Source organism: Streptomyces atratus (genome assembly GCF_900119365.1).
GTDB lineage: Bacteria > Actinomycetota > Actinomycetes > Streptomycetales > Streptomycetaceae > Streptomyces > Streptomyces atratus_B.
On record NZ_FPJO01000018.1, the window covers coordinates 95,509 to 121,726 of the forward strand.

Here is a 26,218-nt window from a genome sequence, read left to right on the forward strand (position 1 = left end):
CGCTCTCAGAGTGTGCCGCAACGGACTGTAACGCAGCTCGCCTATCAGGTCCATGCCAACGACTGGTTTCCGGCACCCGGGTCGGCGGACACGCCCTCTCCGCGACGTCCCCGCACCCGGACCCGCGGCCCTCCACACAGCGCGTACACCTATGCTCGCGTCAGACGATCGCGCGCACCCGAAGCGTTGGCTTCCACCTCCACCACGGGTCTCGCGAACAGCAGCGCACCCGCCCGCAGGAGTCTCACCGTGACAAATTCCGCCGACGCAACCAGCTCCTGGACCAGGGTCCACCAGGGCTCCCCACGAGTTCCCCATGCTCCCCTCGATGAGGAGACACGACGCAGTGCGGAACTTCCGGGCACGTTGCTGCCTGCACCGGAGGGGATGAATCACCCGTTCGTCTTCGAACCCGCACTGAAGCAGTTCGCCAGTGCCTTCCGGGCAGGAGAGCCTGAATTCGGCGATGGCGAGAAGGAGATGGGGCGGGCCTGGCATCGGGCGCGGCGTACCGTACTGGACACGGTGCTCGCGTCCATAGCGGACGGCCCGTGGGGTGGTCATCTGGTGCTGCGCGGCAGCGTGTTGATGGCCACGTGGTTCGGAGAGGCCGCCCGCGACCCGGGTGATCTGGACTTTCTCTTCGTGCCCCGGGACTGGGCCATGGATGACCCACGGGCCTCGGGTCTCTTCGACACGATCGCCCGGGACGCAGCTGCGGCCGCCGCGCACGGCCCCGTCCGGATCGACGCGGCGGGCATGGTGTCGGAGGACATCTGGACGTACGACCGGGTTCCGGGGCGGCGCGTTCTGCTGCCATGGACGGCGGACGGGGTGCCCGGCGGCACCGTGCAGATCGACGTGGTGTTCAACGAGTCCCTGCCCTCCCCCGCCGTGCTCACCGGGCTCCGGCCTCTGGGAGACGGGCCGGGTTGCCGCGTGCAGGCCGTGTCCCCCGAGCTGTCGCTGGCCTGGAAGTTGCTGTGGCTGGTCACCGACGCGTACCCACAGGGCAAGGATCTGTACGACGCCGTGCTGCTCGCGGAACGCACCCCGCCGAGTTACGAACTGGTGCGGGAAGCCTTCGTGCTCGGCGGCACCGAGGGCCTCCGGCCCGCCGGCGGCTGGTGGCTCGACGAGTTGGGGGTGCAGACCGGATGGGAGCACTTCACCGCCGAACACCCATGGGCCACGGAGAGTGTGGCGAGCTACTGCGAACGCCTCGCGCGGGCGCTGGCACCCCTGATGGAAGCGGCGGAACGAACGGACGGGGTGGAAGGGGCGGACGCGGAGGCCTCGGGCCGGTACCGACAGTGGGCTCGGTGGCTGCAACCGCTGGTCGAGTCCACGCGTACGTCTGCTGCGGGAAACCATGCCGCCTCGCTCGGGTATCTGGACGAAGGCGGGTGGGACGGGCTCACTGCGGCCGTCGTGGTCGTACGGGAGATCGTCGGGCGTCGGCGGCTCGGTCTGACGGACGCACTGGCCGTCGTCCTTTCCCACGAGGAAAGTTGGCAGTACTGGCGGGACCATCCCGAGGCGTGCGCCCGGGCCCTCGACGAACTGCGCTGATCATCTCCCCCGGGCCCCGGCCCTGTTCAGCCGGCCCGGCCGATCGCGCTGCGCAGCATGGCGACCGTCGTCGCGGCGGCCGCTCGCTCCGCGTCGTCGTCCGTCGCACGCACTCGTTCCTCCAGGAGGACCACGGCCGCCTGAAGGACGCCCACACGCACCGGAACGCTCTGCATCGCCGTGAGTACGGCCGCCGCCTGTTCGGCCGCGGTGGCCGTTGCGGCCTGCGGAATGAGGGTGGTGATTCCGCGCCCGAGCGCGCGGTCGCGAGGCGGCTGAGCCGCGGCTGTGGTCACCCGAGAAGTGTGCCGCACCCGACCGGGGGAATCGGTCAGCGACCTGCCTTCGACTCTTCGGCGCCTTCGTGGACATGGGCGTGGACACGTCTCAACAGTGCCGCCAGCTGGGCTTGTTCGGACCCGGTCAGGGGGGCGAGCAGTGTCTCCTGCACAGTCAGCGCCTCGGCCTGGAGTTCCCTGAGCGCCGCACGCCCGGCCGGGGTGGGCGTGACGGTCACCCGGCGGCGGTCGCCGGTGTCCCGGGCGCGGTCGATGAGGCCGGCCACCGCGAGATCGTCCACGATCTTGACAATGTCGCTCCGGTCGATCCCGAGCCGCGATGCCAGTTCCCGCTGCACATGAGGGCCGAAGTCGACGAGCGCCGACAGCACGGCCATGTGCCAGAGCCGCATGTCCCGGTCGGCCAGCCGCGCCGCCAGCCGGCTCCGTGCCGCCTTGCCGGTCTTGGACAGCAGATATGTCGTGAGTCCCAGGAGGCTGGGCGGGGTCTCGCTCATCGGCACTATTTTAGGCCCGCACCAATCATGGGCCCTCACCTACTATCGGAGCGCGGCACCCTGCGCCGCGCCTCCCGGCCCCGCCATTCCGGCACGGCGCCTATCCTCGGGCCCAGTCGCGCATGGCGGTGCGCGAAGAGAAGGCGGCGACGTCCTTGTCGAGCGGCTGGTCGGTGTACTGATGGATACGCCAGGAAGCCTTGATCCTGGGCTTTCCCGCAGTGACGTAGTCGGCAATCCACAGGCCGTCCCCCGCATACGACGTGGTGTCGTGGTTCAGCCAGAAGTCGCGGTTGCAGTACAGCAGAACCCTGTGGTGCGGCCGCAGCCGCTTGACCTCGCGGATGAAGCGGTCCTTCTCGGCATTGCTGGCCCTCGTGCCCTCTCCGTTCTGTTCCCAGTCCACGGCGAGCAGATCACCCGTCTCCTCCGGGGCCTTGCTCACGAAATACTCGGCCTGGGCCGTGATGTCCCCCGGCCAGAGAAAGTGATAGAAGCCGACCACGCACTCCGCGTCCCTCGCGCGCTTCACCTGCGACGCGAGATGCGGATTGACGTAGGAACGCCCCTCGGTGGCCTTGATGAAGACGAAGTCCAGTCCGTCCGTGTCGAAGGATGACTGATGGGAGCTGACATCGACGCCATGCAGCATGGGCACCGCCTTCAAGTGGGCTCGGTGATTCCGTTCTCTTCCTGTACGTGCCCCCAGCCACTCGCTCCCATCCTTCGGGTGAACGTGCGAATCGTTTTTCCATCGCCAGGAATACCGACCGGCAATGGGTAGTTGGTGAAGCCGCGAGACCACATCACCTATCGCAGGCGCCATCGGAAGGTCGGAACCATGAAGATCGGCATCATCGGAGCGGGCAACATCGGCGGAAACCTCACCCGGCGCCTCACCACGCTGGGCCACGATGTGTCCATCGCCAATTCGCGCGGCCCGGAGACGCTCTCCGCGCTTGTCGAGGAGACCGGCGCCACCGCGGTCACCGCCGCGGAGGCGGCCCGGGGAGCCCAGGTCGTTGTCGTCACCGTCCCCCTCAAGGCCGTCCCCGATCTGCCCGCCGGCCTGATCGACGGTGCCGCGGAAGGGGTCGCGGTCATCGACACGGGCAATTACTACCCACAACAGCGCGACGGCCGCATTGGAGCGATCGAGGACGGCACGCCCGAGAGCCGGTGGACCGAGGAACAGATCGGCCATCCGGTGATCAAGGCGTTCAACGGGACGTACGCACAGGACATCCTTTCCAACGGTCTTCCCGAGGGCAGCGCCGGCCGTCAGGCGCTGCCGGTGGCCGGCGACGACGCGGCGGCCAAGCAGGTCGTGCGCGACCTCATCGACGAACTGGGTTTCGACACCGTGGACGCGGGGGGCCTCGACGAGTCCTGGCGTCAGCAGCCCGGCACACCCGTCTACGGGAATCAGGGTGACGCGGAAGCGATCGTGAAGGCGCTCGCCGAAGCGTCCCCCGAGCGTACGGCCGAGTGGCGCGCCTGACCGTCCCCGATGCCGAGGCCCTCGGGCGCGCTCAGGCGCGCCCGAGGGGGTGCCCCTATGTGTTTGGTCAAGCGGTCTGGGGCCGCGTGGCAGCCACGCCTCGGCTCCGGGCTTGATCACTCCGAATGTGGCGTCGGCACGGAGGTCGGTCCCGCCACCGGTCGGGATCCATACTGATCCTCGAGTGTCTTGGGGGATCTGATGAGTACGTGGGCAGAGCTTGGGCGGCACCTGATCTTTGGGGTCGTTACTTTGATGGTGGCGTTCAACTACCGCGATGTCGCGTGGCGGATCCATCGCTTCACGGCAAACGCAGGGGGCGTAGAACGGCTCCTGACGCCCACGACCGTCAGGCACCTGTGGTGTTCTCGCCGCCCTTTCGATACTGAACGCGGCGGATGGTCTGGCTCAGCCCTAGGCGAATGAGGACCGTCGGTAGATGACTCAGTCGCCGTCGGCATGCGCCGGGCCGTCCGGCCCGACGGGGCACGCTCCTCAACCGTCGAAGGCGGTGCTGCGGCTGACCTTCTCCCATGCGAGGGTCTCGGCACGGGCCGCTTCGAGGTGGGCCTGGATCGCGTCGACCGCATCGTTGCCGAGCGGCAGCCGCAGCGGCGTCTCCTCGGCGGCGAGAGCGGTGAGGATCGCTGCCGCCGCCTTGTCGGGGTTGCCCTCCTGCTTACCGTCCGAGCCGGGAAGATTCGTCCGTACGGGGCCGACCGTCGCCTCGTACGCGGGGAGCTCGGCGGTCAGGCGGAGCGCTCCTCCCCCGGCGAAGCCGGTCCGGAACGATCCGGGCTCGACGATCAGAACCTCGACCGGTGCTACCGGGCGTCGTCCGGAAGGGCCGGAAGACTGTCCATGAACGAGCTGACGGAGAAGACCGCGCGTCCGGGTCCGGGCGGACCGTATCCGGGGGGCGAGCTGAGACCGTACTCCTCCATGGTCGCGCGATAGGCGTCCAGCAGACGGATGTGGTACTCCAGCGGCGCTCCGCCCGGGTTGGTCTTCCCGAGCGGAGTGGTGGGCTCCGGGCACCAGGTGGTGAACCTCGGGGTGATGCCGTGCGACATGAAGAACCGCAGGCCCTCGGTGGTCGATGCGATGGCTTCGTCCACCGTGGTGAAGCCGAAGGGCTCGGCCATCTCCACGCCCGCCACGAAGTTGGGGATGACATTGCGGGCGCCGAAGACCTCGGACGAGTCCAGGATGCGGCGGTGCCACTCGTCACGGCCCACGTAGCGTTCCTTGCCCGGGCAGTAGAGCTCGAACAGCCGGCGGTCCCACACCTCGTAGTTGGGGTGGTAGATCTGCACGCCGTAGTCGTGGAACCGCTGGACGTCGGCCTTGGGCAGGGCCTGGGCCACGACCTTGCCGATCCAGCGGCCGGGGAATCGCTCCTCGATGGCCTTGGCGTACTGCCCGTAGAAGTCTGCTTCGTCGCGGCCGCCGATGTGGGAGGTGATGGCCCCGCCGGTGAGGGTGTAGGCGGTGGAGGTCTTCGCCGTGTCGTACTTGTCGATGATGGCGAGCGCCTCCAGGACCTCCTCGACCGGCTTCACCCCGGTGTACGGGCGACCCGCCGCCTTGTGCTGGCGCCAGTTGTGGTTGATGTCGCAGTACTGGCACTCCTCCTTCGCACCGAAGTACTGGCAGACCCGGAAGACGGTCAGGTAGACGAGGTATCCCCATTGGATGGTGGGGGCCACCTCCATCACGGACTTGCCGTTCTCCAGTGTGTGCCGGTAGTAGTCCGGCATGGGCGGCAGACCCACGTCGGAGATCCGTCGGCCGTCGAGATACAGCCCGAGCACACCGTCGTCGTCGGCCGCGACACGGTACGGGGACGCGGGGTTGACCCGGACGGACACGACGGTCCTGCGCAGGTCGTACGGACCGCCGGTGAGAACGATCTCCTCCGGCGGGCGGCGGAGTGCGGCCGCGCCCAGCTCGGGGAGGGTGCCGTGGTCGAAGGAGAAGATGAAGTAGGACTTCGGCTTGACGTCACCGCCCTCGTTGTCGCTGAGGGCGGACTCGTCGAACGCCACGCCGCCGCGCAGCAGATCCTCCTTGATGACGGCTTCCCGGGGCACGTGCGGGAACTCCTCCATGAGGCGCTCGACCAGACGGGTGCGGTTCCCGTCCGTGCGGCTCGGTTCGGTGCGGCTGCGGTCGGTACTGCTCGGCATGTGCGCGACTCCTCGGTCCGGTCGTCTGCGGCGTTCCGGGTACGCCGCACTGTGCAACGAACCGGACACGTCCACAGTGCCCAGCCCCACCGGCCGATTCGCCCCGGTGCGGCGTGAACGGTCGGCGGCCGTCGGTGGCGCGGTCCGGACCGGTCCGTCGGTGGCTGGCTGTCCCCGGGCCGGGGTTCACCTGTCCCAGTGCGTGGGGCGGCCGAGTGACGGAGGGAGCTTCGTCGCCGCGTCGCCGCGGGCCGCGTTGAGCTGGGCCTGGGTGAGGAAGAGGCTACCGGTGAGGTCGGCGCCGGACAGATTCGCGTCCCGGAAGTCGGCACCGATCAGATCGGCCAGACGCAGATCGGCACCGGTGAGGTCAGCTGCGATCAGATACGCGCCGCGCAGGTCGGCGCCCCGCAGATCGGCGCCCTTGAGCCTGGCTCCGATGAGGTCGGCGCCGCGATGGTCACGCTTCTTCCTGCGCGGCGCCGTCGCTCGTACGAGTTCGCTGGTACGAAGCAGCAGCTCGGCCACGACGTCGCGATGGCCGGCCACATCCAGGTCCGAGAACGCGTCGGCCGGGAGGTGGGTGAGGCGTTCCGTCTCGTCGAGGGTGCGCCGGATCTCGGCGTGGAGAGGCCGCGCCGGTTCCAGGGACAGCGATTCCGTGAGGTACCAGAGGAGTTCATGGAGCTGCCGCATGACCGGGAACACCTGGAACATCTGCCCGGCAATCTGCGGGGCCCTGCGCCAGTCCTGTCCGTCGAAGGTCTCGCCGGAGACCTTCTGGCCCGCCCCGAAGCAGTCGTACACGGTGCAACCCGGAAAGCCCTGCGTCCGGAGTTCGGTGTGGATGCCGCAGCGGAAGTCCTCCTGGAGGTTCCGGCAGGGCTTCCCGGCGTCCTTGTCGATCGCGAAGTCCGCGGACCGTGTCAGGGTCAGCGCCACACAGCACAGCCCGAAACAGTTCGCGCAGTCGGCGCGCAGCGCGGCACGGTCGCCGCGGTCGATGGCGGGGCCTTGGACGTTGTCGGGCACGGTGCGTGGATCCTCTGGGTACGGAACTGTCGGACGGTCGACCCTATCGGGATCCATCACCCGTTCGCGTCAATTTCATGATCAACGGATTCCGGGGGCTCCCAGGCGGGCCCGAGCGCTGCACGCAATGATGGTGGGTAGTACATCTTTGTAGGAGGTGGCCACGGACGTGGCGAACGCACCAGTGGACGGCATCCCTGCCCGGCGGGTACTCACCGATCCGGCCGGCCTTGCCCGGTATCAGCACGACGAGGCCGAGCGGGCTCCGTACGGAACACCCCTGGCCGTGGTGCGTCCGCAGACCACCGAAGAGGTGCGGGATGTGGTCCGGCACTGCCTGGCCCACCGCATCCCACCGGTTCCGCGCGGCGCGGGCACCGGCCTGTCGGGAGGTGCGAACGCCGTGGACGGGGCGATCGTCCTGTCCTTCGAGGACATGAACCGCATCGTCCACATCGACCCGGCGGAGCGGCTGGCCGTCCTCCAGCCGGGAGTGGTCAACGACGATCTGCGGGCGGCGGGCGCGGAACACGGGCTCTGGTACCAGCCGGATCCGGCGAGCTCGCCCTGATCTACGATCGGCGGGTGGCCGACATCGCCCATGCCGGGGACGGGAATCTGCACCCGCTCATCATCACCACTCCCGGCGACGAAGCAGCGCGGGCCCGCGCCCAGTTGGCCTTCGAGGACATCCTCGACGATGCGATCGCCCTAGGTGGCACGGTGACGGGCGAGCACGGTGTGGGGCTGCTGAAGATACGCGGGATGAACAAGGAACTGGGTTCCGCGGTCTGGCCATGCATCACGCGGTGAAGGCGGCGCTGGACCCGCACGGCATCCTCAACCCGGGCAAGGTGCTCGGCGGGGGCGCGTCGACGCTGACCGGTGAAGGGGACGCTCCGCGGGCGTGACGGAGGGGAGCGTGGCGCGGCGGCATCGGCGACGGCACGCGGCCGAAGCCCCGTGCCCGAGCCACTGTCAGTGGCGCGGCGCACACTGGCAGGAGAACGGCACGGGCGAAGGGGGACGCTGATGGGCACCGGGCACGAGACAGGGTTCGAACCGGCCACCGGGGACGGCCCGCAGGCGCCGGAGCGAGACGGAAAGCGCTCCGCTTCTGTACGGACGGCGTTCGAAGGAATGCTCCAGATCCGCCGGCTGACGAACACCGGGCACGCCGACCCGCAGGGCGTACCCGCCCAGTGGGAGACGCACCGTCCGGTGCGGGCCGTCGCCATCGCTCTGGAGGCATCGGGCCTGGCCGCCTCGGCCGTTGACGGATCGGGCGTGCGCACGGCGACCGGGTACCGCTTGCAGCAGGGCGAAACACCGGGTGGCGTACGTGTCGAGTGGCTCGGGCCGCCCGGCAGCGGAGCTGCCCATACGGAGGAGGCCGAGCTGGCCCGGTGCGCTGCCGTGCTGCGGGAGTTGGGCTGGACGGTGTTGCTGTACCGCGGAGCGCGCCGTCGAAGATTCCTGGAGGTCGAACCACCGGCCGGTACGCGAGGGCCGAACGACGGGTAGCGGGCGCCCCTCGCGCCGTCGTCGGCGGGCGTTGTCAGACCCATGAGGGATGCTGGTGGGCACGACACCTCTGACCGGGAGATGCTGAGATGCGCAATGCCGAACTCGCCGCGGCCCAGGCATATGTCCGACTGCTGGAGGCCACTCGCGCCGCGCTCGCGGACCCGGACGACGGCCCCTTGTACGTGCCGTTGCTCGCCTCGCCGATCGCCGAAGCCGATGGCGCGCTCCAGCGCGCCGGCCTCTGCGGCAATGAGTCCCGGTTCTTCGACCTGGTGAGCTCGCTGCAGCCGAGCATGTCCGGCAGTGGTCACTGAGCGAACCCGCCGAACGACACGGCGGGGCTCCGTGCTCCGCCGTCACCAGACGGACGCCGTCGCGTGATGCATTGATTCAAGAAGCCGAGACAACCTGACCGGCTCCTTGACTGGAAGCTTGTGGCGAACCTAGCGTACGGTCCGGATGAAACGATTCATACGCGCATCCGAACGGTCTCCGGTCGCTGGATGACTCTGCTTACGAGGTGTTCATGTCTGATGTGTCGGCCGTCAAGGCAGCTCTGAAGTCCCAGGTCATCGAGACGCCGTCGTGGGGGTACGGGAACTCCGGGACGCGGTTCAAGGTGTTCGCGCAGCCGGGTGTGCCGCGCGACCCGTTCGAAAAGCTGGAGGACGCGGCCCAGGTCCACGCGTTCACGGGCGTGGCGCCGAAGGTGTCGCTGCACATCCCGTGGGACGAGGTCGAGGACTACACCGCACTGACCCGGCACGCCGAGGATCTCGGGCTGCGGATCGGGGCGATCAACTCCAACGTCTTCCAGGACGACGACTACAAGCTCGGTTCGGTCACCCATCCCGATCCGAAGGTGCGCCGCAAGGCCACCGACCACCTGCTGGAGTGCGTCGACATCATGGACGAGACCGGGTCCCCCGATCTCAAGCTCTGGTTCTCCGACGGCACGAACTACCCCGGGCAGGACGACATCACGGCCCGCCAGGACCGGCTGGCCGAGGCACTGGCCGAGGTGTACGAACGGCTGGGTGGCGAGCAGCGGATGCTGCTGGAGTACAAACTCTTCGAGCCCGCGTTCTACACGACCGATGTACCCGACTGGGGCACGGCGTACGCTCACTGTCTCAGTCTCGGCCCGAAGGCCCAGGTGGTCGTGGATACCGGACACCACGCGCCGGGCACCAACATCGAGTTCATCGTGGCTTCGCTGCTGCGGGCGAACAAGCTCGGTGCGTTCGACTTCAACTCCCGGTTCTACGCGGACGACGATCTGATGGCCGGGGCGGCCGACCCGTTCCAGCTGTTCCGGATCATGCACGAGGTGGCCAGGAACGGCGGCCTGAAGCCCGAGACGAACGTCAACTTCATGCTCGACCAGTGCCACAACATCGAGGCGAAGATCCCCGCCGTGATCCGGTCGGTCGCCAACGTCCAGGAAGCGACCGCCAAGGCGCTGCTGATCGACATGGCGGCGCTGAGCGCCGCTCAGCGGTCCGGCGATGTGCTGGCCGCGAACGGCGCCCTGATGGATGCGTACAACACCGATGTACGTCCGCTGCTGGCCGAGGTGCGCGAGGAACTCGGCCTGGCCAGGGACCCGTTCACCGCATACCTGGCCTCGGGCAACCAGGAGCGGATTGCCGCCGCCCGGGTCGGTGGCGAGCAGGCCGGTTGGGGCGCCTGAGCCCCGCCTTCGCCCCCGTACGAACACCGACCGGTTCAGACGGCCCCCGACCACGAAGGAATCCCATGACCTCCGCGACGCACCCCGAAGTCGCTGCACTCCTGGAACGCGCCCACCGGATCGGCTCCGACGCCCGGAACACCAACTACGCCGGTGGCAACACATCGGTCAAGGCCACCGGCACCGACCCGGTCACCGGCGGCGCCACCGAACTGCTGTGGGTCAAGGGTTCCGGCGGTGATCTCGGCACGCTGACCGAGGCCGGGCTCGCCGTACTGCGGCTGGACCGGGTGCGTGCTCTCAAGGACGTGTACCCAGGGGTGGAGCGCGAGGACGAGATGGTGCCGGCGTTCGACTACTGCCTGCACGGCAAGGGCGGTGCTGCACCGTCCATCGACACGGCGATGCACGCCCTGGTCGAGGCCGCTCACGTCGACCATCTGCATCCGGACTCGGGGATCGCGCTGGCGTGCGCCGCCGACGGCGAGAAGCTGACCGCGGAGTGCTTCGGCGACAAGGTGGCCTGGGTGGGCTGGCGCAGGCCGGGATTCCAGCTCGGCCTGGACATCGCCGCCGTCAAGGAGGCCAACCCGCAGGCCGTCGGGGTGATCCTCGGCGGCCATGGCATCACGGCCTGGGGCGAGACGTCCGAGGAGTGCGAGCACAACGCCCTCTGGATGATCCGCACCGCCGAGACCTTCCTCCAGGAACGGGGCAGGGCCGAACCCTTCGGCCCCGCGTGGGCGGGCCGCGAGCCGCTTCCCGAGGAGCGGCGCCGGGAGCGTGCGGCCGCGCTCGCCCCGCTGATCCGCGGTCTGGCCTCCACCGACCGTCCTCAGGTGGGCCACTTCACCGACACGGAGCCGGTGCTGGACTTCCTCGCCCGCACCGAACACCCCCGACTCGCCGCACTGGGCACCTCGTGCCCGGACCACTTCCTTCGTACGAAGGTCAGCCCGCTGGTGCTCGACCTGCCCGCGGGCGCCCCGTTGGACGAAGCCGCGGCGCGGCTGAAGGAACTGCACGGGGAGTACCGGGAGGCGTATCGCGCGTACTACGAGCGTCATGCCTCCCCCGACTCCCCCGTGATGCGCGGCGCGGACCCGGCAATCGTGCTGGTGCCCGGGGTCGGCATGTTCTCCTTCGGCAAGGACAAGCAGACGGCCCGGGTCGCCGGGGAGTTCTACCTCAACGCCATCAACGTGATGCGCGGCGCCGAGGCCGTCTCCTCGTACGCACCGATCGAGGAGTCCGAGAAGTTCCGGATCGAGTACTGGGAGCTGGAGGAGGCCAAGCTGCGCCGGATGCCGAAGGCGAAACCACTGGCCACCCGGGTGGCGCTGGTCACGGGCGCGGGGTCCGGCATCGGCAAGGCCATCGCGCACCGGCTGGTCGCGGAGGGGGCGTGTGTCGTCGTCGCGGACATCGACGCGGAGAACGCCGCCTCGGTGGCGCAGGAGCTCGGCGGCTCCGACAAGGCGGTGGCCGTGACGGCCGATGTGACCAGTGAGGAGCAGATCGTCGAGGCGTTCCGGGCCGGTGCGCTGGCGTTCGGCGGCGTGGATCTCGTCGTGAACAATGCCGGGATCTCCATCTCGAAGCCGCTGCTGGAGACGACGGCCCGGGACTGGGATCTTCAGCACGACATCATGGCGCGCGGCTCGTTCCTGGTCTCGCGCGAGGCCGCCCGGATGATGCGGACGCAGAACCTCGGTGGCGACATCGTCTACATCACCTCGAAGAACGCCGTGTTCGCGGGTCCGAACAACATCGCCTACTCGGCCACCAAGGCCGACCAGTCCCACCAGGTGCGGCTGCTGGCCGCGGAGCTGGGCGAGCACGGCATCCGGGTCAACGGAATCAACCCCGATGGTGTGGTGCGCGGTTCGGGGATCTTCGCGGGCGGCTGGGGGGCCCAGCGCGCGGCGACGTACGGCATCGAAGAGGAGAAGCTCGGCGAGTTCTACGCCCAGCGGACCCTGCTCAAGCGCGAGGTGCTCCCGGAGCATGTGGCCAATGCCGTGTTCGCGCTGACCGGCGGGGACCTCACGCACACGACCGGACTGCATGTTCCCGTCGACGCCGGTGTGGCCGCGGCCTTCCTTCGATGACCGGATGAGATGTCGATGTCTGTGACCTCACGCAGTGACGCGGCCTTTGCCGCCGTGGACCTCGGTGCCACCAGTGGCCGGGTGATCACCGGCCTGGCCGGGCCCGGAAGGCTCGAACTGACCGAGGCGCACCGATTCGCCAATACGCCGGTCCGGTTGCCGGACGGACTGCGGTGGGACGTGCTCGCGCTGTACCAGGGGATGCTGGAGGGTCTGCGGACCGCTGCACGCGGCGGTCCGATCGCGTCGATCGGAATCGACACATGGGCGGTCGACTACGGCCTTCTCGATGCGGACGGGGCGCTGATCGGGCTGCCGTTCCACTACCGGGACGGACGGAACGGCAGGGGGGCCGAGCAGGTGCTGGCTGTGTGCGGGGCGCAGGAGCTGTATGCCGTGAGCGGCTTGCAGCACCTGCCGTTCAACACCGTGTTCCAGCTTGCCGCGCACCGTGCCAGTGCCCAGTGGGGTGCGGCCCGGACTTTGCTGCTGATCCCCGATCTGCTGACGCACTGGCTGACCGGCGTGGTGGGCGTGGAGATCACCAATGCGTCGACGACCGGTCTGTTCGACGCGTCGGCCGGCGGCTGGTCCGATGCGCTGATCGGCCGGCTGGGTCTGGAGCGTTCCCTGTTCCCGCCGTTGCGTGAGCCGGGTGACCCGGCAGGGACGCTGCTGCCGCACGTTGCCGAGTACATGGGTCTGCCGGCCGCCACACCGGTGACGGCCGTCGCCTCGCACGACACGGCGTCGGCGGTCGCGGCGGTGCCCGCGACCGGGCCCGGGTTCGCCTACGTGTCCTGCGGTACGTGGTCGTTGGCAGGGCTTGAGCTGCCGGCTCCGGTGCTGACGGAGGAGTCGCGCGCGGCGAATTTCACCAATGAGCGCGGGGTGGACGGCACTGTGCGCTATCTCCGCAACATCATGGGGATGTGGCTGCTGGAGGAGTGCCGGCGGACCTGGGGCCGGCGGGGCGAGGACCCGGGCCTGGCCGCACTGCTCGCGGAGGCGGCCCGTGCCCGGCCGTTCGCGGCGGTGATCGATCCCGACGACGGGGTGTTCCTTTCACCGGGTGACATGCCGTCGCGTATCGACGCCTGTCTGGTGGAGACCGGGCAGGTGGCGCCCGACAGTCCCGGCGGTTATGTGCGATGTGTGCTGGAGAGCCTGGCGCTGGCCCATCGCAGGACACTGCGGGAGGCGGCCGGTCTCGCGGGGCGGGAGTTGAACCGGATCCATCTTGTCGGCGGCGGTTCACGCAACGAGCTCTTGTGCCAGTGGACCGCGGATGCCACGGGGCTTCCCCTCACGGCCGGCCCGGCCGAGGCGACCGCGCTCGGCAACATCCTGGTGCAGGCGCGTGCCCGAGGTCTGGTGGGCGACCTCATGGACATGCGACAACTGGTGGCACGGACACAGGAATTGCGCCACTACACCCCGCAGGGGGACCAGCAGGCCTGGGACCGGGCCGCCGCGCGGCTGGAACAGGCCTGAGTCCATTCGGCCCTCGACGGAACCGGAGGAAGGATTCCCAATGACGTTGTCAACCCCGGTCGGTGACGTCTTGTGACTGGGTCATGCCGCTGCGGCGGCGGGGCTGGGGGTGACGTCCTCGAAGGTCCGGTGGTCGCGTATCAGGGCCCAGAGCACATTCAGGCGGCGTCTGGCCGGCGCGAGGACGGCCTGCTTGTGGGACTATCCCTCGGCGCGTTTGCGCTGGTAGAAGGTCTTGGACTGGGGGCAGTGCACCGCGGCGACCTGGGCGGAGAGGCAGAACATCCGCAGGAGTCGGCGGCTGTAGCGTCTGGGCCTGCGCCGGTTGCCGCTGCCCTTGCCCGAGTCGCGGGGGACGGAAGCGAGTCCGGCGACGCCGGCGAGCCGGTCGGGGCTGCCGAAGGCGGTCATGTCGCCGCTGGTCGCGGCGATGAACTCGGCGCCGAGCATGTCACCGATGCCGGGCATGCTGGTGATCACTTCCGCGTCGGGGTGCTCGCGAAACCGGCCCTCGATGAGGGCGTTGAGCTCGGCGATCTCCTCATCGAGGGCCATCACCTCCCTGGCCAGGGGGTGGACCGTCTTGGCAGCGGTCTTCTCCCCGGTGACGACGGTGAACTGGGCCTCGGCAGCGGTCACCGCGGTGTCGGCGGCGCTCTTGGCGGCGCTGAGAGTGCGGACGCCGTGGTTCTTGAGCCAGGTGGACAGCCGGGCCCGGCCGATCCTGCGCAGGGCGGCCGGGGTCTGATAGCCGGTGAGCAGGATGAGCGCGGTCTTGGACGTACTGAAGTCGAAGGCTCGTTCCCGGGCGGGGAAGTACTCCAGGATCTGGGCCCTCAGCCGGTTGATGGCCCTGGTACCCGGCGCGTCGATCAGCCCACGAAGAAAGGTATGGAAACTCATGACTGATGTCTCGCCCGCCGCGCTCGACGGTGTGCTCACCCGTACCGCGCGCCGTCGTACCCGTGTCGGTCTGGTGTCCGGCGGACTCGGAGCGTACTGGCCGCAGTTCCCCGGCTTGCTCGACCAACTGCGGGAGTCGGCCCGCTTCGTGACCGGGCGGTTCGTGGAGATGGGCTGCGAGGTCGTCGACGCCGGTTTCATCTCCGATCCGCAGGAGGCCGCGAAGGCCGCGGAACGACTGCGGACGGCCGACTGCGACATCGTCGTGACGTTTCTGACGACGTATCTCACTGCCTCGATGGTGCTGCCGATCGCCCAGCGCGCGCACGCTCCGGTGCTGGCCATCGACCTCCAGCCGACCGAGGCGATGGACCATCCGGACACCGACACGGGCAAGTGGCTGGCGTACTGCGGTCAGTGCCCGCTGCCCGAGATCGCCAATGTGTTCCGGCGCAGCGGCATTCCCTTCCGCTCCGTGTCGGGCCATCTGAGTGACGAGAACGCCTGGCAGCGGATCCGCCGCTGGATCCGTGCCGCTCAAGTGCGCGGCGCGATGCGCCACGGCCGGCACGGTCTGATGGGCCATCTCTATCCCGGCATGCTCGATGTCTCCACCGACATGACGCTGGTCTCCACCCAGTTCGGCGGGCATGTCGAAATCCTCGAATTCGACGACCTGCGGGTCCGGGTCGCCGCCGTGACGGACGAGGCGGCCGCCGAACGCGTCGCGCTCGCGCGTACGGTCTTCACTCTCGACGACTCCGTCGACGAGGACGATCTCGCCTGGGCGGCGCGGGTTTCGGTCGGACTGGACCGGCTCGTCGAGGACTTCGGGCTCGACAGTCTCGCCTACTACCACCGCGGCCTGGAGGGCGAGATCCACGAGCGGCTCGGCGCCGGCATGATCCTCGGTGCGTCGCTGCTGACCGCGCGCGGCATTCCGATGGCCGGTGAGTACGAACTGCGCACCAGCCTCGCCATGCTGATCGCCGACACCATCGGCGCCGGTGGTTCCTTCACCGAACTCCAGGCCCTCAATTTCCGCGACCGGGTCGTCGAGATGGGCCACGACGGCCCGGCACACCTGGCCATCAGCGCCAAGGATCCGCTGCTGCGCGGGCTGGGCGTCTACCACGGCAAGCGCGGCTGGGGCGTCAGCGTGGAGTTCGACGTCAGACACGGCCCGGTCACCACGTTCGGCATCGGGCAGGAGGCCGACGGCACCTTCACCTTCATCGCCTCCGAGGGCGAGGTCGTGCCGGGGCCGCTGCTGGAGATCGGCAACACCACCTCCCGGGTCGACTTCGGCTTCGACCCCGGCGAGTGGACCGATGCCTGGTCCGCGACCGGCATCGGTCACCACTGGACGCTGTGCACCGGCCATCGCGGCAAGGACCTCAAGGCTGCGGCCGACCTGCTCGGCGTCCCGTTCCGCACGGTCGACGGGCCGAACGACCTCTGAGTCCCGTACGGGCTCGCCTCACTCCGCAGCTCGGTCTGTCCGATGTGTGTCCGTCCGTCTCAGGCCGCCGTCCCGGGAACGGCGGCCAGGCCGAGTTCGCGGTCGCCCAGCGGAGCGAAGAAGCGTGCCACGTCGGCCTCGGTGACTTCGGCGAGGGTCGCCGGGCTCCACTGCGGGTTGCGGTCCTTGTCGATGATCTGGGCGCGCACGCCTTCCACCAGATCGGGCCCAGTGAAGGCGGTGCACGAGGTCCGGTACTCCTGGTCGAGCACCGCCTCCAGAGTGCCGAGCCCACGCGCCCTGCGCAGCGCGGACAGGGTCACCTTGAGCGCGGTGGGCGACTTGGTGAGGATGGTCTCGGCGGCCTGCTTGGCGGCGGGGACGCCGATGCTGTCGAGCCGGTCGACGATCTCCTCGACCGAGTCCGCCCGGTAGCAGGAGTCGATCCACTCACGGTGCGCGGCCAGTTCACCGTCCGGCGCGGGTGCGGCGTGCCGCCGGACCGTCTCCTCGATGCCGACAGCCGTGTCGCATCCGGCGAGGGCAGCGGTGAGTTCGGCGAGGCGCTGCGACGGTACGAAGTGGTCGGCGAGCCCGCACAGCAGCGCGTCACCCGCGCCGACGGCGTCCGCGGTGAGCGCCAGATGGGTCCCGAGCTCACCGGGCGCCGCAGCGAGCAGATACGTGCCACCGATGTCGGGGACGAATCCGATTCCGGTCTCGGGCATGGCGATGCGCGAGCGTTCGGTGACGACACGGATGTCGCCGTGGGCCGAGACGCCGACGCCGCCGCCCATCACGATGCCGTCCATGATCGCGACGTAGGGCTTGGGGAATCGGGCGATGCCGGCGTTGAGCCGGTACTCGTCGCGCCAGAAGTCCATCGACGTGGAGCCGCCGGCCCGGGCGTCCTCGTAGATCGACCGGATGTCGCCGCCCGCGCAGAGACCCCGCTCGCCCGCCCCGGTGATCAGGACCGCGGTGACGGAGTCGTCGAGCTCGGCGTCGGCGAGTGCTTCGGCGACGCGGGCCACCATGGCGTGATTCAGCGCGTTCAGGGCGCGTGGACGGTTGAGGATGATGTGCCGGACACGTCCCTCGGTGTGCAGCAGAACGGGATCTTCGTGGTTCATGAATGCGCTCCGGTCAGCCCCTGTGCCGTATCGACCGCCGATCGCGGACGATCTTCCGCTGCCATTCTCCGGGGCGGGGTCCATGCCGGGACGGCAGGGGCCCCGGGTCCTGCCGGTCCGGCTTTCCGGCTTTCCGGCCGGAATTTTCCGGGTGCCCGCTGTGCAGGCTGCCGGAACCGGTCCGACAATTGAGTGACCCAGTTCGGGCCGCGCCGTCCGGCAGCCCCGCCCGGCGACCTCCGGAGCAGGAATGACCGATCACGACCAGCAACCGAGCACATCCGTCCCGCCACGCCTGCTGATCGAGAAGACGCACAACGGCGAGAACACGACGGCTCAGCGCCTTGCCATGAATCGGACGGGCAGCTTCGAGTGGGATGTGGAGGCCGGGACGCTCGACATGGACGACGCCGGGCTGCTGGTGTTCGGTCTGAACCCGCAGACCTTCGATTCGCGGCCCGAGACCGTGCTGGGCCGACTCGAACCGTCGGAACGGACCCGTCTCGATGTGGCGATCGACGAGGCGATCGAGAGTGGACGCAGTTCGTACAGTGTCCACTTCCGGGTGCCGATGGACGACGGCAGGGACCAGTGGACCCACATCCAGGCACGCATACTGCGCAGCGAGGGCGGCAGGGCGCACCGAATCATCGGGGTGGTACAGGACGCCACCGCGGAAGTCACCCATTCGGCCTTCGTGCTCGATCTGGAAAAACGGCGGCAGCGACAGACCAGCATCGTTGAACGCACAACGAGTGCGCTGTCACGCGCGGTGACCGTCGACGACGTGACCGCCGCGCTCACCGGACCGGGTGGCCTTGCCCGGCTCGGGGCGGACGGCCTCTCGCTCGGTCTGGTCGAGAACACGACGCTGAGCGCCATCGCGCTGAGCGGCGACTCGGTGGAGGCGATCGACGCGCTCGGGGAAGCGGGGCTGGACCGGCGGTTCCCGCTGGCGGACACCGTTCTCAGCGGCCGGCCCCGGTTCCTGACCTCGGTCCCGGCGCTCACCCGTCGCTACCCCGTGCTGGCCCCCTATGCCGACCGGCTGAAGTTCCGGTCCGCCGCCTATCTGCCCCTCGTCGCCCAGGCGCGTTCCCTGGGCACCCTGGCGCTCTTCTACCGCGAGAACACGACCTTCAACGCGGATGAGCGCAATCTGTGTCTGGGCCTGGCCGCCATCGTGGCGCAGTCCGTCCAGCGCGCGAAGCTCTTCGACGAGGAGCGTGAATTCGCCACCGGCCTCCAGTCGGCGATGCTGCCGCGGCGGATCCAGGAGATCGAGGGCGGCGAGATCGCCGTGCGCTACCACGCAGCCTGGAGCGGTCGCCAGGTCGGCGGTGACTGGTACGACGTGATCGGCCTGCCCAAGAACCGGTTCGGGATCGTGGTCGGCGACGTGCAGGGCCATGACACGCACGCGGCCGCCATCATGGGTCAGTTGCGCATAGCCCTGCGCGCGTACGCCGCCGAGGGGCATCCTCCTTCGACGGTGTTGGCGCGGGCTTCGCGCTTCCTCGCCGAACTGGACACGGACCGCTTCGCGACCTGTGCGTACGCCCAGGTCGATCTCGCTTCGGGGACCGTGCGCGTGGTGCGGGCCGGGCATTTCGGCCCGCTGATCCGGCATATCGACGGGCGGGTCGGCAGCCCGCAGGTGCGGGGCGGCCTGCCGCTGGGCATCTCGACCGACTTCCTGGACGAGGAGTTCCCGGAGACCCGTCTGGATCTGGTGCCGGGCGAGACGCTCGTCCTGTACACCGATGGACTGGTGGAAGAGCCGGGGGCCGATATCGACGCGGGCGTGCAGACGCTGATCAACGAGGTGAGCGCGGGTCCGGCGAGCGCCCATGCCCTGGCCGACCATCTGTCGGAGCGTCTCTGGGAGCGTTGGGGCTCGGGGGACGACGTGGCACTCCTGGTCCTTCGGCGCAGCCCGGACCCCGGGTCACCGCGGGCCCCGCGGTTGCACCAGTACATCCACCAGGCAGATCCGGAGGGGCTGTCCGACGCCCGGACCATCGTGCGTCAGGCCCTCACCGACTGGGAGATGGCCGAACTCGCGGACGATGCCGAGCTGGTGACCGGGGAGCTGCTGGTGAACGTCCTGCTGCACACGGAAGGGGGCGCGGTCCTCACCCTGGAGGTGCTGCCGGAGCCCGTGCGGCGGGTCCGTCTGTCCGTGCAGGACCGCTCCAGTGCCTGGCCGCGGCGTCGCAGCCCGGGCGAGACCGCGACATCGGGGCGGGGTCTGCTGCTGCTGGATGCCGTCGCCACCCGCTGGGGCATCGAACCTCGTGGCGAGGGCAAGGCGGTCTGGTGCGAGATCGGGCCCTCGACGCCGTCCGCCGCCACTCCCCCGCCGGCCGCGAAACAGGGGTGCCGGCACTCCTGAGGGGAGGGACGCGCCACCCCACGCACCAGGTGTGGGCGGCACCACCTCGACCGGTGGTCCCGGCACAGCCCGTGTCAGGACCACCGAACCGCAGCGGCCGCGAGCGTCCCCGCAGCACGCAACGATCTCCTGGGTATGGTCATGAAATCTTCCTCCGCATATGTTTCGTCGCCCGAATGGCGGTGGGGCGCAGAGTACTGCCCCTGCCGACACCGCGCGCACCCGCCTCATGAAGCACCGATTGCCACAACTACCCACACATCACCACCAGTTCAGTCATGGCGGACACGGCGTGGAGACTGGGACCGCGCGAGCGGTGGCGCAGAACCGCCACCGCTGGTGCGGTTGGCGCAAGGGGGGTCTGCGGAAAGGCCTTCGGACGCGTTGTCAGAGACGGCAGTGCATGATGTGCAGCCCGACAAACCCGTGTTCCGGGTGGTTGAATCCTTCCGGCAGCGTTCCCAGGACCTCGAAACCGAGCGAGCGGTAGAGCTTGACGGCATGGATGTTGGTCTCCACCACCGCGTTGAACTGCATCGCCCTGAACCCCGACGCGCGAGCCCATTCCAGGGTGTACTCGCACAGGGCCCGGCCGACGCCCTGCCCCGCTTGCTTGGGGTCGACCATGTAACTGGCACTGGCGATGTGCGAGCCATTTCCCATGTGGTTGTTGTTCATCTTGGCCGTGCCGACGATCACCCCGTCGCCGTCGACCGCGACGACCGTCCGGTTGGGCGACTCGAGGAGCCACCAGGAGCGGGCATTCTCCTCGGTCAGATCGAGGGGGTAGGTGAAGGTCTCGCCCGCGGCAACGATTTCATGGAAGAACGGCCAGATGGCGGGCCAGTCCTCGGTGGTGGCTTCCCTGATCAGCATGGGAGACAGAATGCCGGTGCCGTCCTTCCTGTGCGAGTTCTTTATCCGGCCGCGAGTTGGCCCTCCCTCCGGCGGCCTGGCGCCCATTGTCTGAGGCCTGGGGCGCCCTCCTCGTCAGGCGCCGAAGGGCGCGCGCCCCGGCCCGGATTGCCGATGAGCCGCGGTCCTGGATGTGCGCCTGCGCAGACCGATCCGGGCCAACAGCCCAAGCGCGGGTTGCGGACCGGGGACGGATGCTGCGGCCGGAACGGGTTCGGCCTCAGGGCGAGGATGCGGCTCGGGCGCGTACTCGTTCCCGCGGCGCGGGAAGGCGGGCCATTCGCCGCCCGGACGCGGGGCCGATCGGACCTCCCGGGCGTTGTCCAACTCGGTGATCAGGCTCACTCGCCGCCACAGCATCTCATCCGGTTCGTCGGCCCGCATCAGGTGGGCCATGGTCTCTCGCGCCAATGGCGGCCCGGTCGGTCCGAAGGCCTGCTCGGGCCGGATCCTGGCGAGGTACGCGCGTTCGTACGGATCGTCGACCACCTCCGCCAATTGCACCGGATCCAGGGTGTCCGCGAGTACGGCCACGCGGGCCCAGGGATCCTCCGTGAGGCTCAGCAGCCGTTCGACCCGGCGCGAGCGCCAGTTGCGCGCCCGGCAGTCGGCGCCGCCCTCCAAGCGGCCACGCAGCCAGGCCGGACTCCTCCCGGCGAGGAGCCGGGATTCCCGGGCGGCGAACCCTGCGAGCTCGTCGGCGAGATAGAGCCAGACGATCGCCCGGTACCGGTTGAGGTAGAACGTGATCGGCACGAGGCATCCCGCGCGGGCGAGCTTGGTGAAGCGGTCCGGGCTGATCCCGAGCTGCTGAGCCCCCTGTGCCGTCCCTACCGTGCGCACCCTGTCCCGCAATGCCTTCGGGAACCCGTCCTGCGACCGGAGCCGGTCGACCTCCTCGCAGCCGACCCTCGGCCTTCCGCCGCCCCGTCGCACCGTCAGGCGGATCAGCCCCAGATGCACGGCGATCGCGAACTCACCACGCTTCAGCTGGAGTTCCTGGGCCGCCGTGCCCGCCGCCATCGTGCCCGCGACCGCCATGCCCGCCGCATTCGCGCCGGTGGTCTCCGTGCACACGTCTTCAGCAACACTCATGACGTTCTCCCCCGTGAGACTCGGTTACTCTCTGTGAGTACCGTAGCCCGGAAGAGATTCCGCCCGACCGGCCTGTGGATAACTTCCGCGACCGGACCAGCCGCGGGTCGGAGCGGACGTGCCCGGCTCAGACGCGGTCGGACGCTCCAGGTCAGGCGCGGTCGGCGTCTTCGCCCGCCGTCTGCCGCGCGGCGACGCCCAGATGCTCACCGACCCTGTTGACCAGCAGCGTCATCTCGTAGGCGACCTGGCCGACGTCCGCCTCGGCCTCGCTCAGCACGCACAGACAGCTGCCGTCCCCCGCCGCCGTCACAAAGAGCAGTGCCTCGTCGAATTCCACCATGGTCTGCCGGGCCTTCCCGGCCCGGAAGTGGCGTCCCGACCCACGGGCCAGGCTGTGCAGCCCGGACGAGACCGCTGCGAGATGCTCGGCGTCCTCACGGGCCAGACCCGTACTCGCCCCCGTCACCAGGCCGTCGTTCGACAGCACCAAGGCATGCCGTATGTGCTCGACCCTCTTCGTGAGGTCGTCAAGGAGCCAGTCGAGTCCCCTGTCCAGCGCCATTTCCCCGCTCCTCCCCGCTCATGCGTTCCCCGTGCCCCGTTGCCGTAAGCCTTGCGCACACGTCACGCAGGGGCAAGCACTCCTCCGTCATGTGGCTTGGTCCGGACCCGTGGAAGGCCGACGCCTACACTGAGTACTCCGGGTGCGAGGAATCGAGCCACGCGGACAGGGAGAGCAAGAGTGTCGACAGCTGCCGACGGCGGTTTCGAGGATCCGCCCGCCGAGGTACTGGCCCAGGCCGCAGCGGCCTTCGGCCTGCTGGCGACGCCTGCGCGGCTGCACATCGTGTGGGCCCTGTCCCAGGGCGAGAGCGATGTGACCGGACTCGCGGACCGGGTGGGCGGCACGCTTCCCTCGGTCAGCCAGCACCTGACGAAACTCAAGCTGGCAGGTCTCGTACGGTCCCGCCGCGAAGGGCGCCGCCAGGTGTATCTGGTCGACGATCCCGATGTGGTCACCGTCGTCCGGCTGATGGTCGGCCAGCTCGCGGAGCGCGCCGGACACGCCCCCGCACAACCCGCGCGCCTCCGTGGGCTCGGCGCCTGAGAGCAGTGCCGCCGCAGGTCCCGGCAGCACCGACCCCGATGGCCCGCCCGCCGTCGTCGTGCCGATGGCGGGCGTGTCGGCCGCCCGGGCCTCCGCCCCCGATGACATGACTGCCGCCTCCACGGTCTCCGCACCGACCTCCCTCCAGGTTCTCCGCTCGCTGGACAGCGGACCGCGCGGACTGCTGGAGGAGCAGGCCGGGGAACGGCTGACGCGGTTCGGCGAGAACACACTGCCGACCTGGCGTCCGGTCTCCTGGCCCCGCCGATTCCTGCGAAGTCTGCGTGACCCCTTCACCTCGGTGCTCCTGTGTCTGGGCCTGGTCTCGGCGGCGGTGGCGTCATGGGGCACGGCGTCCGTGACATCGGTGCTCGTGGTCGTCAGCTGTCTGCTGCGCTCGGCGGAGGAGCACCGGGCGGACCGGTCCACGGCCGCACTGCGCGAGCTGGTATCGACCACCGCGACCGTACTGCGCCGGTCAGGACCGGATGCCGCGCCGCAGGCCCGTGAGCTGCCGGTCGGGGAGCTGGTGCCGGGCGATGTGATCCGGCTCGGTCCCGGTGATCTCGTACCCGCCGATCTGCGGCTGCTGCGGGCGAGCGGACTGACCGTTCATCAGTCGGCGCTCACCGGCGAGTCCGCACCGGTCCCCAAGCACCCCGTCGACACTCCGTCACGGCCCCGCGCCGCCGATACCGCGTGCAACGAACAGGAAGGGCTGTTCGCCCGGCCGGAGCTGTGCTTCCAGGGCAGCAGCGTGGCGTCCGGCAGCGGTACGGCGGTGGTGACGGCGACGGGTGCCGAGACCAGGTTCGCCGCCGCGTACGACGGTTCGGCGCGCCGACGCGGCGCGAGCGCCTTCGACCGTTCGGTCCACGGGATCTCCTGGACCCTGATCCGCTTCATGCTGCTCACCCCACCCCTGGTGCTCATGGCCAACGCCGCGCTGCGCGGCCGGGGGCTGGAGACGCTGCCGTTCGCCGTCGCGGTGGCCGTCGGGCTGACTCCGGAGATGCTGCCGGTGATCGTCACGACGGTGCTGGCCAGGGGCGCTTCGCTGCTCGCCAGGAACCACGGGGTCATCGTCAAGCGACTGCCCGCGCTGCACGACCTCGGTGCGATCGATGTGCTGTGCGTGGACAAGACCGGAACCCTCACCCAGGACCGGCCGGTCGTCGAGCGTTCGCTGGACGCGTCGGGCCGGTCCGGTCCCGAGGCACTCCGCTGGGCCGCGGTCAACGCCCTGTGCACGCTGGAGCTCGCCGATCTGCCCGCCCCCGACGCACTCGACGAGGCGGTCCTGGACGCGGCCGACGAGCGGGAGGAGACGCACTCCGCGTACGACGGCGTCGCCGTGATGCCATTCGATCCGGTGCGCCGCATCGCCACCGCGGTCGTCCGCCGTCCCGGGCGGCTCGGCGTCCATACGCTCGTGACCAAGGGAGCGGTCGACGCGGTGCTCGCACGGTGCGCGCTGGACGAGGCCGAACGGATTCGGCTGAACGCCCTCGCCGCCCGGGAGACCGCGAGCGGTCTGCGACTGCTCGCCGTGGCCCGTACCGAACAGCCGGCCCGGCCGCGTGCGTACACCGAGGCCGACGAAAGGGGGCTGACGTTCCTCGGTTTCGTCGCACTGCGGGACGCACTCACACCGAGCGCGGCCGATGCGCTGGGCGCTTTGAAGGACCGGGGCATCGCCGTCAAGGTCCTCACCGGGGACGATCCGGGCACCGTCGCCCGTGCCTGCCGGGACCTCGGCCTAGATCCGGGCGAGGTCATGCCGGCGGAGCGGATCGACGCAATGTCGGACGGGGTGCTGGCGGAGGCCGCCGACCGGGTCACGGTCTTCGCCCACTGCACGCCGGAACACAAGGCACGGATCGTCTCCGCGCTGCGCACCGCAGGTCGGACCACCGGGTTCCTCGGTGACGGGGTCAACGATCTGCCCGCGATGCACGCGGCGGACATCGGCATCTGCCCGCGCAACGCGGTCGACGTGGCGCGGGAGACCGCGGACGTGGTGCTCGCCGAGAAGGACCTGGCCGCCATCGATGATGCGATCACCGCGGGCCGGCACTGCAGCGGGAACATCGCCACGTATCTGCGGATCACGCTCTCCTCGAACCTCGGCAACGTCATCGCGATGCTCGCGGCGGGACTCATGCTGCCGTTCCTGCCGATGCTTCCGGCGCAGGTCCTGGTGCAGAACCTCTGCTTCGACGTGGCGCAGTTGGCCTTCGCCTTCGACCGGCCCGCGTGCGAGGTGCTGCGCTGGCCGACGGTGCTGCGCCCGCGCGACTTCCTCCGCTTCATCACGGGCTTCGGCGTGCTGAACGCCACCGCCGACCTGGCGACGTTCGCCGTACTGGCCTTCGCCCTGCACGGTTCTGCGACATCGGGCGGGCAGGAGGCCTTCCACTCCGGATGGTTCACCGAGAACCTGCTCACCCAGGCCCTGGTGATGCTGCTCCTCCGCACCGGCGGAGACCTCGTCGGCGGACGTGTTGCCGGTGGTCGCAGCGGCGGCCCGTTGCGGGTGGCCGCGTGCGGTCTCGCGGTGGCCGGCCTGCTGCTGCCGCTCACCCCGGTCGGCGGGTTGCTGGGCATGAGCGCGCTGCCACCGCTCTATTACCTGTTGCTGGCGACGGTACTGGCCCTGTACGCATACGGCTTGCGGGCGGCCCGCACCTGCTACGAGCAGAAGTGGAGCCACTCGTGATCCCGTCGCGCCTCCACCGTCCGGAGTCCGGCCCGAGTACCGGCGCCGGTGACGGGCAGTTGGTGCGTGCCCGCCGTGCCACGCCCGACGACGTACCCGCGTTGGTACGGCTGCGGGGGCTGATGATGGCCGAGATGGGGGTGGAGACGGGCGGCCCCGATGCGCCGTGGCGGGCGGCCTCCGCCCAGTGGTTCACCGAGCGGCTGCGCCACCCCGGCCCGTTCGCCGCGTTCCTGGTCGACGATCCCACGCTCGGCGTCGTCTCCAGTGCGGTCGGGACCTGCGACGCGCATGCCCCCGGCCCGGCGAACCTGAGCGGACTGCAGGGGCACGTCTCCAACGTCAGCACCGACCCCCGCCGGCGCCGTCTCGGTCATGCCCGGTTCTGCCTCGACGCCCTGCTCGGCTGGTTCCGCGAGGAGGCCGGGGTCACGGTGGTGAATCTGAACGCCACCGAGGACGGGGCCGCGTTGTACGAGTCGTACGGCTTCGCGGCGCCCCGTCACCCGGCGCTGCAGCTCCGGACCGTCGGGACGCCGAACTGAGAGCCGTTCCCCCGGCCCCGGTGGC

Annotated in this window: 24 protein-coding genes and 1 pseudogene; 15 read left to right on the top strand and 10 right to left on the bottom strand. The window is 69.7% G+C overall.

The genetic code is table 11. The features are described from left to right. Positions 1 to 387 precede the first annotated feature (387 nt). Complete coding sequence (locus BT364_RS26315; RefSeq protein ID WP_072487704.1) at positions 388 to 1,572, top strand: nucleotidyl transferase AbiEii/AbiGii toxin family protein; 1,185 nt, start codon at positions 388 to 390, stop codon at positions 1,570 to 1,572. Positions 1,573 to 1,598: 26 nt separating this feature from the next. Here BT364_RS26315 and BT364_RS26320 read toward each other — a convergent pair whose 3' ends face one another. From BT364_RS26320 to BT364_RS26330, 3 genes are all read right to left on the bottom strand, one after another. Then, positions 1,599 to 1,868 carry a hypothetical protein gene (locus BT364_RS26320; protein WP_072487705.1) on the bottom strand — a complete coding sequence of 90 codons (270 nt, stop codon included), beginning with the start codon at positions 1,866 to 1,868 and terminating at the stop codon, positions 1,599 to 1,601. Between the two features lie 35 nt (positions 1,869 to 1,903). Further along, on the bottom strand, positions 1,904 to 2,368 hold the full coding sequence (locus BT364_RS26325; RefSeq protein WP_072487706.1) for a MarR family winged helix-turn-helix transcriptional regulator: 465 nt from the start codon (positions 2,366 to 2,368) through the stop codon (positions 1,904 to 1,906). Positions 2,369 to 2,468: 100 nt separating this feature from the next. Next, positions 2,469 to 3,020 (bottom strand): glycoside hydrolase family 25 protein, encoded by a 552-nt coding sequence (locus BT364_RS26330; RefSeq protein WP_072487757.1) that lies wholly within the window; start codon positions 3,018 to 3,020, stop codon positions 2,469 to 2,471. A 153-nt stretch (positions 3,021 to 3,173) separates the two neighbouring features. On the opposite strand from BT364_RS26330, the gene BT364_RS26335 reads away from it, so the two are divergent. Further along, on the top strand, positions 3,174 to 3,869 hold the full coding sequence (locus BT364_RS26335) for an NADPH-dependent F420 reductase (protein ID WP_256260236.1): 696 nt from the start codon (positions 3,174 to 3,176) through the stop codon (positions 3,867 to 3,869). An 824-nt stretch (positions 3,870 to 4,693) separates the two neighbouring features. Here the strand turns inward: BT364_RS26335 and BT364_RS26345 are convergent. Continuing rightward, positions 4,694 to 6,058: a radical SAM protein gene (locus tag BT364_RS26345; protein ID WP_072487708.1), complete on the bottom strand. Its 1,365-nt coding sequence runs from the start codon at positions 6,056 to 6,058 to the stop codon at positions 4,694 to 4,696. Positions 6,059 to 6,244: 186 nt separating this feature from the next. Continuing rightward, on the bottom strand, positions 6,245 to 7,147 hold the full coding sequence (locus BT364_RS26350) for a pentapeptide repeat-containing protein (protein ID WP_079179642.1): 903 nt from the start codon (positions 7,145 to 7,147) through the stop codon (positions 6,245 to 6,247). A gap of 112 nt (positions 7,148 to 7,259) precedes the next feature. Between BT364_RS26350 and BT364_RS44330 the strand changes: the two genes are divergently transcribed. From BT364_RS44330 to BT364_RS26380, 8 genes and pseudogenes are all read left to right on the top strand, one after another. Next, positions 7,260 to 7,661: an FAD-binding oxidoreductase gene (locus BT364_RS44330; RefSeq protein ID WP_371268648.1), complete on the top strand. Its 402-nt coding sequence runs from the start codon at positions 7,260 to 7,262 to the stop codon at positions 7,659 to 7,661. 14 nt (positions 7,662 to 7,675) lie between these two features. Beyond that, positions 7,676 to 7,887 (top strand): annotated as a pseudogene (locus BT364_RS44335) (FAD-linked oxidase C-terminal domain-containing protein); the annotation flags it as partial. After that, positions 7,888 to 8,001, top strand: a complete 114-nt coding sequence (locus tag BT364_RS44340; RefSeq protein ID WP_371268650.1) for an FAD-linked oxidase C-terminal domain-containing protein — start codon at positions 7,888 to 7,890, stop codon at positions 7,999 to 8,001. Between the two features lie 121 nt (positions 8,002 to 8,122). Then, positions 8,123 to 8,614, top strand: a complete 492-nt coding sequence (locus BT364_RS26360) for a hypothetical protein (RefSeq protein WP_072487710.1) — start codon at positions 8,123 to 8,125, stop codon at positions 8,612 to 8,614. Between the two features lie 89 nt (positions 8,615 to 8,703). Then, entirely contained in the window at positions 8,704 to 8,931 is a 228-nt protein-coding gene (locus tag BT364_RS26365) for a hypothetical protein (RefSeq protein WP_072487711.1), read from the top strand. Positions 8,932 to 9,143: 212 nt separating this feature from the next. Then, complete coding sequence (gene rhaI, locus BT364_RS26370; protein WP_072487758.1) at positions 9,144 to 10,310, top strand: L-rhamnose isomerase; 1,167 nt, start codon at positions 9,144 to 9,146, stop codon at positions 10,308 to 10,310. Between the two features lie 65 nt (positions 10,311 to 10,375). Next, positions 10,376 to 12,421 (top strand): bifunctional rhamnulose-1-phosphate aldolase/short-chain dehydrogenase, encoded by a 2,046-nt coding sequence (locus tag BT364_RS26375; protein WP_072487712.1) that lies wholly within the window; start codon positions 10,376 to 10,378, stop codon positions 12,419 to 12,421. A 15-nt stretch (positions 12,422 to 12,436) separates the two neighbouring features. Further along, positions 12,437 to 13,915, top strand: a complete 1,479-nt coding sequence (locus BT364_RS26380) for a rhamnulokinase (protein WP_072487759.1) — start codon at positions 12,437 to 12,439, stop codon at positions 13,913 to 13,915. Between the two features lie 201 nt (positions 13,916 to 14,116). Here the strand turns inward: BT364_RS26380 and BT364_RS26385 are convergent, their stop codons facing one another. Beyond that, positions 14,117 to 14,818, bottom strand: coding sequence for a transposase (locus BT364_RS26385; protein WP_072487713.1), 702 nt, complete (start codon positions 14,816 to 14,818; stop codon positions 14,117 to 14,119). Here BT364_RS26385 and BT364_RS26390 point away from each other — a divergent pair. After that, positions 14,817 to 16,280: an L-fucose/L-arabinose isomerase family protein gene (locus BT364_RS26390; RefSeq protein ID WP_072487714.1), complete on the top strand. Its 1,464-nt coding sequence runs from the start codon at positions 14,817 to 14,819 to the stop codon at positions 16,278 to 16,280. The genes BT364_RS26385 and BT364_RS26390 overlap by 2 nt on opposite strands. A 59-nt stretch (positions 16,281 to 16,339) precedes the next feature. Here the strand turns inward: BT364_RS26390 and BT364_RS26395 are convergent, their stop codons facing one another. Continuing rightward, positions 16,340 to 17,413: an enoyl-CoA hydratase/isomerase family protein gene (locus BT364_RS26395; RefSeq protein WP_072487715.1), complete on the bottom strand. Its 1,074-nt coding sequence runs from the start codon at positions 17,411 to 17,413 to the stop codon at positions 16,340 to 16,342. A 250-nt stretch (positions 17,414 to 17,663) separates the two neighbouring features. Here BT364_RS26395 and BT364_RS26400 point away from each other — a divergent pair, with 250 nt between their 5' ends. Beyond that, complete coding sequence (locus BT364_RS26400; protein WP_072487716.1) at positions 17,664 to 19,808, top strand: SpoIIE family protein phosphatase; 2,145 nt, start codon at positions 17,664 to 17,666, stop codon at positions 19,806 to 19,808. A gap of 387 nt (positions 19,809 to 20,195) precedes the next feature. Here the strand turns inward: BT364_RS26400 and BT364_RS26405 are convergent, their stop codons facing one another. The 3 genes from BT364_RS26405 to BT364_RS26415 form a co-directional block, all read right to left on the bottom strand. Continuing rightward, positions 20,196 to 20,684 carry a GNAT family N-acetyltransferase gene (locus BT364_RS26405; RefSeq protein ID WP_072487717.1) on the bottom strand — a complete coding sequence of 163 codons (489 nt, stop codon included), beginning with the start codon at positions 20,682 to 20,684 and terminating at the stop codon, positions 20,196 to 20,198. Positions 20,685 to 20,798: 114 nt separating this feature from the next. Further along, positions 20,799 to 21,818 carry a DUF6397 family protein gene (locus BT364_RS26410; protein WP_143166555.1) on the bottom strand — a complete coding sequence of 340 codons (1,020 nt, stop codon included), beginning with the start codon at positions 21,816 to 21,818 and terminating at the stop codon, positions 20,799 to 20,801. 151 nt (positions 21,819 to 21,969) lie between these two features. Beyond that, on the bottom strand, positions 21,970 to 22,383 hold the full coding sequence (locus BT364_RS26415; protein ID WP_072487719.1) for a roadblock/LC7 domain-containing protein: 414 nt from the start codon (positions 22,381 to 22,383) through the stop codon (positions 21,970 to 21,972). A gap of 180 nt (positions 22,384 to 22,563) precedes the next feature. Between BT364_RS26415 and BT364_RS26420 the strand changes: the two genes are divergently transcribed. From BT364_RS26420 to BT364_RS26430, 3 genes are all read left to right on the top strand, one after another. Continuing rightward, positions 22,564 to 22,929 carry an ArsR/SmtB family transcription factor gene (locus BT364_RS26420; RefSeq protein ID WP_072487720.1) on the top strand — a complete coding sequence of 122 codons (366 nt, stop codon included), beginning with the start codon at positions 22,564 to 22,566 and terminating at the stop codon, positions 22,927 to 22,929. Between the two features lie 106 nt (positions 22,930 to 23,035). Continuing rightward, complete coding sequence (gene mgtA / locus BT364_RS26425) at positions 23,036 to 25,648, top strand: magnesium-translocating P-type ATPase (RefSeq protein ID WP_256260232.1); 2,613 nt, start codon at positions 23,036 to 23,038, stop codon at positions 25,646 to 25,648. Next, positions 25,645 to 26,193 carry a GNAT family N-acetyltransferase gene (locus tag BT364_RS26430; RefSeq protein ID WP_218172458.1) on the top strand — a complete coding sequence of 183 codons (549 nt, stop codon included), beginning with the start codon at positions 25,645 to 25,647 and terminating at the stop codon, positions 26,191 to 26,193. Before mgtA ends, BT364_RS26430 begins: the two co-directional genes overlap by 4 nt. The last annotated feature ends 25 nt before the right edge of the window (positions 26,194 to 26,218 follow it).